This window comes from Corallococcus sp. AB018 (assembly GCF_003986945.1).
In the GTDB taxonomy this organism is placed as follows: domain Bacteria; phylum Myxococcota; class Myxococcia; order Myxococcales; family Myxococcaceae; genus Corallococcus; species Corallococcus exiguus.
The window spans coordinates 1-12,439 of sequence record NZ_RAWR01000073.1 but is presented as its reverse complement, the minus strand read 5'-3'; the positions used below and the strand labels follow the sequence as shown (position 1 = coordinate 12,439).

10 protein-coding genes are annotated in these 12,439 nt (G+C 69.5%); 6 read left to right on the top strand and 4 right to left on the bottom strand.

Annotated elements, in window-relative coordinates:
* Window positions 1–130 precede the first annotated feature (130 nt).
* Together D7Y11_RS17030 and D7Y11_RS17025 are read left to right on the top strand one after the other, a co-directional pair.
* Window positions 131–529: a hypothetical protein gene (locus D7Y11_RS17030; RefSeq protein WP_120578606.1), complete on the top strand. Its 399-nt coding sequence runs from the start codon at window positions 131–133 to the stop codon at window positions 527–529.
* A 3-nt stretch (window positions 530–532) separates the two neighbouring features.
* Window positions 533–934, top strand: a complete 402-nt coding sequence (locus D7Y11_RS17025) for a hypothetical protein (RefSeq protein ID WP_120578605.1) — start codon at window positions 533–535, stop codon at window positions 932–934.
* 98 nt (window positions 935–1,032) lie between these two features.
* Here the strand turns inward: D7Y11_RS17025 and D7Y11_RS17020 are convergent, their stop codons facing one another.
* Window positions 1,033–2,400, bottom strand: coding sequence for a pyridoxal-phosphate dependent enzyme (locus D7Y11_RS17020; RefSeq protein ID WP_120578604.1), 1,368 nt, complete (start codon window positions 2,398–2,400; stop codon window positions 1,033–1,035).
* Window positions 2,401–2,658: 258 nt separating this feature from the next.
* Between D7Y11_RS17020 and D7Y11_RS17015 the strand changes: the two genes are divergently transcribed.
* Complete coding sequence (locus D7Y11_RS17015) at window positions 2,659–3,699, top strand: aminoglycoside phosphotransferase family protein (protein ID WP_120578603.1); 1,041 nt, start codon at window positions 2,659–2,661, stop codon at window positions 3,697–3,699.
* A 4-nt stretch (window positions 3,700–3,703) separates the two neighbouring features.
* Window positions 3,704–4,732, top strand: coding sequence for an NDP-sugar synthase (locus D7Y11_RS17010; protein WP_120578602.1), 1,029 nt, complete (start codon window positions 3,704–3,706; stop codon window positions 4,730–4,732).
* Here the strand turns inward: D7Y11_RS17010 and D7Y11_RS17005 are convergent, their stop codons facing one another.
* The 3 genes from D7Y11_RS17005 to D7Y11_RS16995 all read right to left on the bottom strand — a co-directional run bounded on the left by D7Y11_RS17005 (window position 4,733) and on the right by D7Y11_RS16995 (window position 7,555).
* Window positions 4,733–6,202, bottom strand: coding sequence for a hypothetical protein (locus D7Y11_RS17005; protein WP_120578601.1), 1,470 nt, complete (start codon window positions 6,200–6,202; stop codon window positions 4,733–4,735).
* Between the two features lie 75 nt (window positions 6,203–6,277).
* Entirely contained in the window at window positions 6,278–7,042 is a 765-nt protein-coding gene (locus tag D7Y11_RS17000; RefSeq protein ID WP_120578600.1) for a Stp1/IreP family PP2C-type Ser/Thr phosphatase, read from the bottom strand.
* A gap of 144 nt (window positions 7,043–7,186) precedes the next feature.
* Window positions 7,187–7,555: a DUF192 domain-containing protein gene (locus tag D7Y11_RS16995; protein ID WP_120578599.1), complete on the bottom strand. Its 369-nt coding sequence runs from the start codon at window positions 7,553–7,555 to the stop codon at window positions 7,187–7,189.
* Window positions 7,556–7,572: 17 nt separating this feature from the next.
* Here D7Y11_RS16995 and D7Y11_RS16990 point away from each other — a divergent pair, with 17 nt between their 5' ends.
* Window positions 7,573–8,076 carry a tRNA (cytidine(34)-2'-O)-methyltransferase gene (locus D7Y11_RS16990; RefSeq protein WP_120600063.1) on the top strand — a complete coding sequence of 168 codons (504 nt, stop codon included), beginning with the start codon at window positions 7,573–7,575 and terminating at the stop codon, window positions 8,074–8,076.
* Between the two features lie 34 nt (window positions 8,077–8,110).
* On the top strand, window positions 8,111–12,439 hold a 4,329-nt coding region (locus D7Y11_RS16985), incomplete at its 3' end, for a DUF4388 domain-containing protein (protein ID WP_148139212.1).

The following is a 12,439-nucleotide window of genomic DNA, read 5'->3' as shown; positions in this document are numbered from 1 at the left end:
AATCACAGGGCTTTGGGGTGGGTCACTCGGATAATCCCGGAACCGGAAACTTCTCCGGCGTTCCTCCGAGAATCCCACTGTCAGTCTCACTTCGAGGGCCCGCGCGGCCCTCCACGAAAAGGATCAGACCATGGGTGGCATCGGCAAGGCTCTCGGCAAGGTGATGGACATCGTCAAGCCGTTCGTGTCGGCGGTGAACCCGCTGCTCGGCGCGGCGATGGGCTTCGCCAGCGGTCTGATGCAGGGCAAGAACCCCCTCCAGGCGCTGCTGGGCGCGGCCACCGACCTCATCCCGGGCGGCGGCGTGCTCAAGAACGCGCTGGGGGCCTTCGCCGGCTCCGGCCTGATGGACGGCGCGGGCGGCAACAGCCTGCTGTCCGGCGCGCTGAACCTGGCGAAGGGCAAGAGCAAGGTCACCGACATCGTCGGCGACCTGTTCAAGGCCACCAAGAGCAACCCGCTCACCAACCTGGGCATGAACAACGCGACCGAGCTCGCCGCCCAGAAGATGTCCACGTTCCTGTCCTAGTCCATGAAGCCCGTCCGCTTCGACCCCAAGGTCCACCACGAACTGCTCAACCTGTGGCGCAAGCCGTGGGATGAGACGATGACGCCAGAGGCCCTGCCGGAGTACGGCTTCGTGGTGCCGGAGAAGGCGGCGGGCTTCCTGTACCGCACGGACAGCTCGGTGGCGCTGATTGAAGGCATCATCGCCGCGCCCGGGCTGACCAAGGAGGACCGCAACGAAGCCGTCAACGCCATCGTCGCCGCCGTCCGCGACGAGGCCCGGAAACAGGGCTTCAAGCTGCTCCTGGGCTACTCGCAGCTGGACGCCATCAAGAACCGCGCGGAGCGCTTCGGCTTCATGCACGTGGGGCCGGGCTACCACATGGTGGCCCTGGACCTGACGAAGCCGGACCCCGCGGGACTCTGAAGAACCCGCAGCACCGCTCAAGAAACACGACGGGCCCGAAGGGAGGATGTCCTCCTCCTTCCGGGCCCGCGGTGTTTCAGGCGCTCGCGCCCGCGGCCTTAAGCGGCGGTGCGGTGCAGGTGGTCGATGAGGTCGATCTTCGTGACGATGGCGATGACGGTCTCGCCGTCCTTCACCACGGCCACGTTGTCGCGCGCGAAGATTTCACGCAGCCGGTCGATGCTGGCGTCGGCGGACACGGCGCCCTGGAGCGGGGCGACGATGGGGTCGATGGCGTCCTGGAACTTCACCTTGTTGGCCACCAGGGCGTTGAGCAGGTCGTACTCGTGCACCATGCCCACGGCGCGCCCGTCGTCGGACACCACGGGCATCTGGCTGATGCCATTGCTGCGCATGGTCTCCACCACGTGGTCCACGCGGTCACCGCGCTTGGCCGTCTTCAGGTCGCGGGGCTTCGCGCCGATGATGTCGCGCACCGTGCCGGCGCCCTTCTCCTGCATGAAGCCGTTGTCGCGCATCCACTCGTCGGAGTGGAACTTGCTGATGTAGCTGCTGCCGGAGTCCGGGAGGACGACCACGATGGTCTTCCCCTTGCCGACCTCCTTCGCCAGCTGCACCGCCACGTGCACCGCCGCGCCGGACGAGCCGCCCGCGAAGATGCCCTCTTCGCGCGCGAGGCGGCGAGCGGCGTTGAAGCACATGCGGTCATCGACCTGGCGCACGTCGTCCACGACCTTGAAGTCCATGGCGCCGCAGAGCATGTCCTCGCCAATGCCCTCGACCTTGTAGACGTGCGGCTCGGTGAGCTTGCCCGTCTTGAAGTAGCCCTCGTAGACGGAGCCTTCCGGATCCACGCCGACGTTCTTCAGGCCGGGGATCTTCTCCTTGAGGTACTTGCCGGCGCCGCTCATGGTGCCGCCGGTGCCCAGGCCGGACACGAAGTAGTCGAACTTGCCTTCGGTCTGCTGGAAGATCTCCGGACCCGTCGTGTGGTAGTGCGCCTCGATGTTGTCCGGGTTGTGGTACTGGTTCAGCATGAACGCGCCGGGCGTCTCCTTGGCCAGGCGCTTGGACGTCTCGTAGTAGCTGCGAGGGTCCTCCGCCGGAACGTTCGTCGGCGTGACGACGACCTGGGCGCCCATGGCCTTCAGGCGGTTGATCTTCTCCAGGGACATCTTGTCCGGCATGGTGAAGATGCACTTGTAGCCCTTCACCGCCGCCGCCAGCGCCACGCCCATGCCGGTGTTGCCGGACGTGTTCTCCACGATGGTGCCGCCGGGCTTGAGCTTCCCCTCCCGCTCGGCCTTTTCGATGATGTAGAGCGCCATGCGGTCCTTGATGGACGCGCCGGGGTTCATGAACTCGCACTTCACGAGCACGGTGGCGTCGTTCGGACCGACGAGCTTGTTGAGCTTCACCAGCGGCGTGTGGCCAATGGCGGTGAGGATGTTCTGTTGGATGTCCATCGTGCGTGGCTTCCCGAAAAAAGTGAGGGTCGGGGCCTTATATGTGCTCCGCCCTGTCAGGGGGAACATGCCCGAAGGCACGGCCCTTCCTGACGCAGGATGCCGCGACCGTGTGGGGGCTTCCTGGGGCTCCTCGTCGCGTAGGCGACAGGGCAGGCGGCCGCCGGACGCGAGGCCCACGCGGGCTTTGACCCGCCGCGCCGTGCCTCCGATACTCGCGGGCGTCTTTCCCTTCCCCCTCTGGAGTACCCGCCCCCCATGGAACTTGAGGCCGCCCTTCGCGACCAGGTGGGACAGGCCATTGGCCGTCCCGTCCCCGATGCCCCCATCAAGAAGTTGAAGGGCGACGCGAGCAACCGCTCCTACTACCGCGTCGGCAGCGCCCCGGAGAGCTGGGTGCTGATGGTGATGCCGCCGGACGCGACGAAGAAGAGCGAGGAGGCCACCAAGGGCGAGCCCCCGAAGGAGCTGCCCTTCGTCAACGTGCACCGCTACCTGGAGAAGCTGGGTGTGCGCGTGCCGCGAATCCTCCGCTACGACGAGCCCGCCGGCATCATGGTGCTGGAGGACCTGAGCGACATCACCTTCGAGTCCGCGCTGGAGGGGGGCCGTCACAACCAGGCGCTCTACACGCGCGCGGTGGACCTGCTGGCGAAGCTGCGCGTGCAGGCGGAGAAGCAGCGCGACCCGGAGTGCCTGGCCTTCACGCGCGCCTTCGACGAGGACCTGTACGATTGGGAGCTGCACCACTTCCGCGAGTGGGGCCTGGAGGCCTGGAGCGGCAAGCTGCCCACGGACGCGGAGCGCGCGGAGCTGGACGCCACGTTCCGGGACATCGCGAAGCAGCTGGCCGCCGCGCCGCGAGGCTTCACGCACCGCGACTACCAGAGCCGCAACATCATGGTGAAGGAGGGCGAGCTGGTGGTCATCGACTTCCAGGACGCGCTCCAGGGGCCGCGCCAGTACGACCTGGTGGCGCTGCTGCGCGACAGCTACGTGGAGCTGGACCGCGACTTCGTGGACACGATGCTGGACCGCTACATCGCCACGTTCGAGCAGGAGAGCGGGGAGAAGATCGACGCCAGGGAGTTCAAGGCGTTCTTCGACCTGCTCACCATCCAGCGCAAGCTGAAGGACGCGGGGCGCTTCGAGTTCATCAACCGCGTGAAGGGCAACCCGGGCTTCCTGGTGTCCATCCCGGCGTCGCTGCGCTACGTGAAGGCCGCGTTCGCGCGCCGGCCGGAGCTGGCGCCGCTGCAGAAGCTGGTGGCGAAGTACGTGCCCGAGCTGGCGGCCTGAAGCCATGAAAGCGATGGTCCTCTGCGCGGGCCTGGGCACGCGCCTGCGTCCGCTCACGGAGCGCTGGCCCAAGCCGGCCATGCCGTTCCTCGGGCAGCCGCTGCTGCGCTACCACCTGACGGTGTTGAAGGCGGCGGGCGTGACGGAGGTGGGCATCAACACGCACCACCTGCCGGACACGATGGCGGCGGTGGCCCGCGCGGAGTGCGAGCGCGCGGGGCTGCCGCTGCACGTGGTGCACGAGCCGGTCATCCAGGGCACGGGCGGAGGCATCCGCGGCTTGCGCGACTTCCTCTCCGGCGAGGACTTCCTCGTGTTCAACGGGGACATCCTCTTCCCAGTGGACCTGAAGCCCGTGGTCGCGGCGCATCGCGAGTCCGGCGCGGTGGCGACGATGGTGCTGCTGCCCATGCCGGAGGGGGAGAAGTACGCGGCGGTGGAGGCGGACGCGGGCGGGCAGGTGCGCCGCATCGCGGGCTACGGGCCGGGCGGCGAGGGCCTGAAGCCGTGGCACTTCACGGGCGTGCACGTGATGTCCCCCAGCGTGTTCGACTTCATGACGGCCGAAGGCCCCGAGGACATCAACCGCGAGGTCTACGTGCGGGTGATGCAGGCGGGGCTCCAGGTGCGGGGCCACGCGGTGGACGCGTACTGGTCCGACCTGGGCATGCCGTCGCGTTACCTGGCCACGGTGCGGGACGTGCTCGAAGGGCGCGTGCCGTTGCAGGCGCTGGGGAAGGACTCACCGTTTCACGGGCTGAAGGCCGGAGCGGACGGAGCCTGGGTGCACCCGGAGGCCCGCGTCGCGGGGACGGTGCGCGGGCCCGCCTACGTGGGCGCGGGCAGCGTGGTGGACGCGGAAGCCACCGTGGGCCCGGGCGTGTCAGTGGGTCCGGGAGCGAGGGTGGGGCCGGGCGCGCGGCTCGAGCGCTGCGCCGTGTTCGAGGAGACGCAGGTGTCCCCCGGTGAAGCGCTCACCGAGGTGCTCGCGTGGGGCCCGCACCGGGTGCCCGCGCCGCTGACGGGGCGCTGATCACGGTCTGGCGGCGACCGTTTCCACCTTCACGCCGGAGCCATCGGGTTTCCAGGTGGCCTCCAGCGTGAGGAGGGTACCGAACGTCACGCGCAGCTTCTGTCCCGGCCTGGCCCAGTGGAGCTCCGGGATGATGTCCTCGTCGGCGCTCTCCGGGTACTGCGCCAAGTGCTGCTTTCCGTCCGAGATGCCGCTGCCGCAGTCGTCCCAGGTCAGCAGGACGGTCCGCTTAGGCCCCTGCTTCTCCAGGCGCACGAGCTGCACCGTGACGACGGTCGCGCCGCCGCAGGGGCCGTTCGTGTAGCGGCCATACATGGGGTCATCGCTCCGCTCCACGAGTCCCGGCGTGCCGTCCTTGAACCGGAACGTCTCCACCACCTGGCTGGACAGCACGGCGCGTAGGTCGCCCGGCGCCCGGGCGAGGTACAGCGTCGTCGGGGCGCCCGGGGCCTTGAATTGGATGCTCGCGGTGTCACCGCCCACGAACGGGGTGGGCGGACCGAAGACACTGGCCTGGGGGCTGTATCCGGTGACATCGTCGAGCGTCACGGAGCAGTGCCGCCTCTCGGTGCTCCAGGGGACCTTGCGGAGCACCCGCACGCCGGTCCACGTCTCCCCCGTGCGCAGGAAGTAGGGCGGCAGCTCATTGAACGCCTGCTTCGCGCCGGGCGCCTTGGTCAGGGGCCGCCCCAGCTCCGGAAGGCCCTCCACCAGCTTCATCGTGAGCGGCTTCGCGAGCTTCACGGTCCGCAGGGTCTCCGCGTCACCCCACTTCGGGGCCGGGTGCGTGGAGCGCAGCGTCTCCTTCGTGCCCGCGGCGCCCGCGTCGATGGCGTCCACCCGGACGCGCAACGTGCGCACGCCGTCCTTCGGGACGAACAGCAGCGCCCCGGGCTGGAGCACCGCGCGCACGTGGTAGCCCGTGGCCGTCCGCAGCACTTCGTAGCGCACGTCGCCTTCCCCCAGGGCCGGGGACAGGCCCGGGTAGCGCTCGACGTCGTAGAGCACGGGGGGGCGGCCGTCTGGAAAGAAGCCCAGGTGCGCGAGCCCCAGCAGCACCCGCGTCCGCTTGGGCGCCGTGCCCAGCTGCTCGCGCACGGCCCGCTGATCCTCCTCGCAGCCTTTGTCCACCGGGAACTCGTCGCGGATGATGGCCTCGAGCGCCTTCGGGTCGTCCTTGTCTCTCACCGTGAAGAGCTTCCCCTCGGGGGACGTGGTGACGACGCGTGAAGGCATCAGCGCGTCGGGCGCCTCCAGCCCGAACCACACCTCCACGTGGTCCGAGTGGACGTCGTCCGTCGCGTCCGATGGCGTCGCGTCCACCACGTCCACGTCCAGCACCAGCTGCTGTCCGTCCGAGACGAGCGTCGCGACCGACGCGGGCGCCGTTCCTCCGGAGCCTCCGAGGGGCTGGGAGAAGTCAGGCGGGGCCGCCATCAGCAGCAGGCCGGTCAGCAGGTTCCAGGACATGGGGACTCCTCAAGGCAAAGGCCCGCGCTCCTTCGGGGAGCACGGGCCTTCACGCGGCCGGATGGGGCGGCTGCCTCAGGCGGCGTGGTAGCGCGCGAGCACGCAGGTGACGTTGTCGTTGCCGCCCGCCGCGTTGGCCAGGTCGATGAGCTGGCCGCACGCCTTCTCCAGCTCCGGCGTGCGCGACAGGATGTCCTGCATCTGCGCGTCGGTGATCATGCCGCTCAGGCCGTCCGAGCACAGCAGGAAGACGTCGTTCTCCAGCGGATCCACGCGGGTGACGTCCACCTGCACCTGCTCCTTCATCCCCAGCGCGCGGACAATCACGTTCTTGTGGGGGAAGTTCTCGATCTCCTCCGGCGTGAGCTTCTTCGCCTTGAGGTAGTCGTTGAGCAGCGAGTGGTCCTCCGTCACCTGCTGGAGCATCCCGCCGCGGAAGAAGTACACGCGGCTGTCGCCCACGTGGCCCACGTAGACGCCGTTCTCCGCGAAGTGCACGGACACGATGGTGGTGCCCATGCCCTTGTACTTGGTGTCCACCGTGGCGCGCTCGAAGATGCGCGCGTTCGCCAGCTTGATGCCGGTGGCCAGGCGGTTCTCGTCGTAGTTGCGCTGCTTGTCCATCTTGAAGGGCCAGGTGGCGTCCTGGTCCTTGGACGTGAGGCGGAAGAACTCACCCAGCTCGTCTACCGCGATGCGGCTGGCGATCTCCCCGGACGAGTGACCGCCCATGCCGTCCGCCACGACCATGAGGTTCTCCTCGGGGAGCACGAGGTAGTTGTCCTCGTTGTGGTTCCGCTTCATCCCGACGTGGGTGCTGCCAGCGACCTCGATGCGCATGCGAAGGGACTCTTCCGGGGAGAGGCGTGAAAATCGGGGCGCGACGTTAACAAAGCGCTCCAAAAGGGGTCAAAAACCTCTCGTCTGTCCCAGCATTCCCCCCTGCGGGTACGGGTGGGTGGGACGGCACGAGCCCTCGGCCCCCTAGGCGCCCGGGGGCTCTCCGGGGCCGAAAACCAGGCGGTCGCCCTCCTGGGTGCCGCTGGCCAGGAGGACCCCGGCGGGCAGCTCCAGGACGGAGCGGGCCTTGAAGTAGATGGACGAGGTCCGCCAGGGAGGCATGGCGGACAGTTGCTTGACGATGCGCCCTTCCGCGTCCAGGAAGGCGACGTCGATGGGGATGCGCATGAAGAAGGTGTGGATGGAGTTGCAGGGCTCGATGTGCATCCCGCCCCCCATGGGCAGCGAGGCGCGGCCCATGAGCCCCTGGAAGCGCTGGACGAAGGACTCGGCGCGTTCGGCGCGGTCCGCGAGCAGCCGCTGCCGCGTTTCGTTGGTCACCCTCCAGTGCATGTCCGGTGTTCTATCCCATGCTTGAGCCCCTGGCGTCCCCCCTGCACCTGGTCCTCGTCTCCCCGCAGATTCCGCCCAACACCGGCAACGTGGCCCGGCTGTGCGCGGTGACCGGCTGCCGGCTCATCCTGGTGGAGCCCCTGGGGTTCTCCATCGACGACCGGAACCTGAAGCGGGCGGGGTTGGACTACTGGGACAAGGTGTTCCTGAAGCTGTACCCGACCTACGACGCCTATGTGGCGGAGTACCCCCAGGCCCGGCGGTGGCTGTTCTCCGCCCGGGCGGAGACGTCGCTGTACGCGGCGCGGTTCGAGCCGGGGGACCACCTGGTGTTCGGCTCGGAGGTGACGGGGCTGTTGCCGGAGGTGATGGAGGGGGGGACGGGGACGCCGGTGACCATCCCGATGCTGCCGGAGCGCCGGAGCTTGAATCTTTCGACCTCGGTGGGGATTGGCGCCTACGAGGCGCTGCGGCAGGTGCAGCTGGGGATGGCGGCCAGGCAGGCACCGCCGTCGAATTGAGGGGCGAGCGGGACGGGCTACACTCCGTGGCCGAATGTCCGCCTCGCAGGTCGCCGAAGCGCTGTATGCCGCCCACAAGTCCCGAGCCACCGGCCGGCTGACGCTGCACGCCGGTGGACGCGAGTCCGCGCTGTGGCTGCGCGAGGGCGACCTGGTGGGCGCGAAGCTGGGCTTCGGCTACCAGACGCCGGCGCAGGCGCTCTTCCAGAACGGGCTGTTGGGCGTGGACGCCCTGGACGCGCTGTGGGCGCGGGGTGGGGCGGCGGCGCCGGACGAGGAGCTGCTGGAGGACAGCGGGCTGCGGCCCGCGGTGGTGCACGAGCAGCAGGTGCTGGCGCAGGTGCGGCGGCTGAGCGAGCTCGCGGAGCGCGCGGACTTCGAGGCGGAGTCGGTGGACGCGGTGGGGGATTTCGCGCCCATCGCGGGGGTGCGGGTGGTGCGGGCGGCTCTGGAGCCGGCGCCCAGTGAGCCCGTGCCCGCGAGGGTCTACCGCTGCCCGGAGGTGGCGGCGTGCGAGCCGTGGCTGACGGATGCGTCGGAGCGGGGCCTGTTGGAGACGCTGGGGGCGTTCCGAAGGCCGGAGTCGCTGACGGGAGCACAGCAGGCGCTGCTGCGGGTGCTGGAGCGCGAGGGCCGCATCGAGGCCCTGTCGGTGGAGGAGTGGGACGAGCGCGAGCGGCTGCGGCGCGAGGAGGAGCTGCGGCAGGCGGAGGAGGAGGCCTGGGCCATCGAGGAGGCGCGCCGCCGCGAGGAGGCGGAGCGGCTCGCGGAGGAGGCGAGGCTCGCGGAGCTGGCGCGGCTGGAGGCGGAGCGGCTGGCGGAGGAGGCTCGGCTCGCGGAAGAGGCGCGGCTGGCGGAGCTGGCGCGCATCGAGGCGGAGCGGCTGGCGGAAGAGGCTCGGCTCCGGGCGCTGGAAGAGGCGCGGCTGGCGGAGGAGGCACGGCTTCGGGCGGAGGAGGAAGCGCGGCGGGAGGCGGATCGGCTGGCGGAGGAGGCCCGGCTCGCGGAACTGGCGCGCATTGAAGCGGAGCGGCTCGCCGAAGAGGCCCGGCTGGCGGAGCTGGCTCGGCTGGAGGCGGAGCGGCTCGCCGAAGAGGCCCGGCTGGCGGAGCTGGCGCGCATCGAAGCGGAGCGGCTGGCGGAGGAGGCTCGGCTCGCGGAAGAGGCGCGGCTGGCGGAGCTTGCTCGGCTCGAAGCGGAGCGACTCGCCGAAGAGGCTCGGCTTGCGGAACTGGCGCGCATTGAAGCAGAGCGACTCGCGGAGGAGGCTCGACTCGCCGAAGAGGCGCGCGTTGAAGCCGAGCGTCTCGCGGAGGAGGCTCGACTCGCCGAAGAGGCGCGCATTGAAGCCGAGCGACTCGCCGAAGAGGCGCGGTTGGCTGAACTGGCGCGCATTGAAGCTGAACGTCTGGCCGAAGAAGCTCGGCTCGCGGAGCTTGCTCGCGTTGAAGCAGAGCGACTCGCGGAGGAGGCGCGGCTCGAAGCAGAGCGACTCGCGGAAGAGGCTCGGCTCGCGGAGCTGGCGCGGCTCGAAGCAGAGCGACTCGCGGAGGAGGCTCGGCTCGCGGAACTGGCGCGGCTCGAAGCAGAGCGACTCGCGGAAGAGGCTCGGCTGGCCGAAGAAGCACGCCTTCGTGCAGAGGAGGAAGCCCGCCTTGCAGAAGAGGCCCAGTTCGCGGAGGAGGCACGGCTTCGTGCTGAGGAAGAGGCCCGACTCGCGGAAGAGGCACGTCTCCGGGCGATAGAGGAAGCCCGCCTTGCGGAGGAGGCCCGACTCGCGGAAGAGGCTCGACTCCGCGCGGAGGAGGAAGCGCGTCTGGCGGAAGAGGCGCGTCTGGCCGAAGAGGCTCGGCTGCGTGCGGAAGAGGAGGCTCGGCTCGCGGAAGAGGCGCGTCTTCGTGCGGAAGAGGAAGCACGTCTGGCCGAAGAGGCACGCCTTGCCGAAGAGGCTCGCCTCGCCAAAGAGGCACGCCTCGCGGAGGAAGCCCGCCTTCGTGCTGAGGAAGAGGCGCGGCTCGCCGAAGAGGCTCGCCTTCGCGTGATCGAGGAGGCCCGGCTCGCCGAAGAGGCCCGGCTCGCCGAAGAGGCCCGGCTCGCGGAAGAGGCTCGGCTGCGTGCGGAAGAAGAGGCTCGGCTCGCGGAAGAGGCTCGGCTGCGTGCGGAAGAGGAGGCCCGGCTCGCCGAAGAGGCACTCCTTGCCGAGGAAGCCGCTCGAATCGAAGCAGCGCGCCTTGCTGAAGAGGCTCGACAGTCAGAGGAAGCACGCCTCGCCGAGGAAGCCCGGCTGCGAGCAGAGGAAGAAGCCCGGCTCGCGGAACTGGCACGCATTGAGGCAGAGCGACTCGCGGAAGAGGCGCGGCTTGCGGAAGAGGCTCGCCTGGCCGAAGAGGCTCGCCTGCGTGCGGAAGAGGAGGCCCGGCTCGCGGAAGAGGCCCGTCTTCGCGCTGAGGAGGAAGCGCGTCTGGCAGAAGAGGCGCGTCTGGCCGAAGAAGCTCGGCTGCGTGCGGAAGAGGAGGCCCGGCTCGCCGAGGAGGCCCGCCTCGCCGAGGAAGCGCGCCTTCGTGAAGAAGAGGCACGTCTGGCCGAAGAGGCTCGGCTCGCCGAAGAGGCCCGGCTTCGTGCCGAAGAAGAAGCTCTCTTGGCGGAGGAGGCCCGCCTTCTCGCGGAGGAAGAGGCTCGGCTCGCAGAGGAGGCTCGCCTTCGTGCTGAGGAGGAGGCTCGACTCGCCGAAGAGGCTCGGCTTGCGGAGGAGGCTCGACTCGCAGAGGAGTCTCGCCTTCGTGCGGAAGAAGAGGCCCGGCTCGCGGAGGAGGCTCGCCTAGCCGAAGAGGTTCGTCTCGCGGAAGAAGCCCGCCTGCGTGCAGAGGAAGAGGCCCGCCTCGCGGAAGAGGCTCGGCTCGCGGAGGAGGCACGGCTTCGTGCCGAAGAGGCACGACTCGCAGAGGAGGCGCGTCTGGCCGAAGAGGCCCGGCTTCGTGGGGAGGAAGAGGCTCGCCTAGCCGAAGAGGCACGACTCGCCGAAGAGGCGCGTCTGGCCGAAGAGGCCCGGCTTCGTGCGGAGGAAGAGGCTCGCCTTGCCGAGGAGGCACGTCTCGCCGAAGAGGCGCGACTCGCGGAAGAGGCTCGGCTCGCGGAAGAGGCTCGGCTGGCCGAAGAGGCTCGGCTGCGTGCGGAAGAAGAGGCTCGGCTCGCGGAAGAGGCTCGGCTGGCCGAAGAGGCTCGGCTCGCGGAAGAGGCTCGGCTCGCGGAAGAGGCTCGGCTCGCGGAAGAGGCTCGGCTGGCCGAAGAGGCTCGGCTGCGTGCGGAAGAAGAGGCTCGGCTCGCGGAAGAGGCTCGGCTTCGTGCTGTAGAAGAGGCGCGCTTGGCCGAAGAGGCCCGGCTCGCGGAAGAAGCTCGCCTAGCCGAAGAGGCGCGCCTGCGCGCAGAGGAAGAGGCCCGACTCCGTGCAGATGAAGAGGCGCGCCTCTTGGAGGAAGCGCGGCTTCGCGCGGAGGAGGAAGCCCGACTCCGTGCAGAGGAAGAGGCCCGGCTGGCGGAAGAAGCGCGCTTGGCCGAAGAGGCTCGGCTTCGCGCGATTGAAGAGGCTCGACTCGCTGAGGAAGCGCGTCTGGCTGAAGAAGCGCGCCTGCGTGCGGCGGAGGAAGCTCGCCTCGCCGAGGAAGTTCGCCTCGCCGAGGAAGCTCGCCTTCGTGCTGAAGAAGAGGCTCGGCTTGCAGAGGAAGCTCGCCTTGCCGAGGAAGTTCGCCTCGCCGAGGAAGCTCGCCTTCGTGCTGAAGAAGAGGCTCGGCTTGCAGAGGAAGCTCGCCTTGCCGAGGAAGCTCGCCTCGCCGAAGAGGCGCGGCTGGCCGAGGAGGCTCGCCTCGCGGAAGAAGCCCGCCTGCGTGCGGAGGAAGAGGCCCGTCTCGCGGAAGAGGCGCGACTGGCCGAAGAGGCCCGCCTCGCGGAAGAGGCTCGGCTCGCCGAAGAGGCCCGTCTTCGCGCAGCGGAAGAGGCTCGGCTCGCGGAAGAAGCCCGCCTTCGTGCGGAAGAAGAGGCGCGACTGGCCGAAGAGGCCCGCCTCGCGGAAGAAGCCCGTCTTCGCGCGATCGAGGAAGCCCGACTCGCAGAGGAAGCGCGTCTGGCCGAAGAAGCGCGCCTGCGTGCGGAGGAAGAGGCTCGGCTCGCGGAAGAGTCCCGCCTGGTCGAAGAGGCCCGCCTTCGCGCTGAGGAGGAAGCCCTCCTCGCCGAAGAGGCCGCTCGAATCGAAGCCGCCCGGCTCGCCGAGGAAGCTCGCGTTCGCGCCGAAGCCGAAGCTCAGCGCCTCGCCGAAGAGGCCCGTGCCGCCGAAGCCCAGCGCCTGTCCGAACAGGGCAAGCCCGCCCAC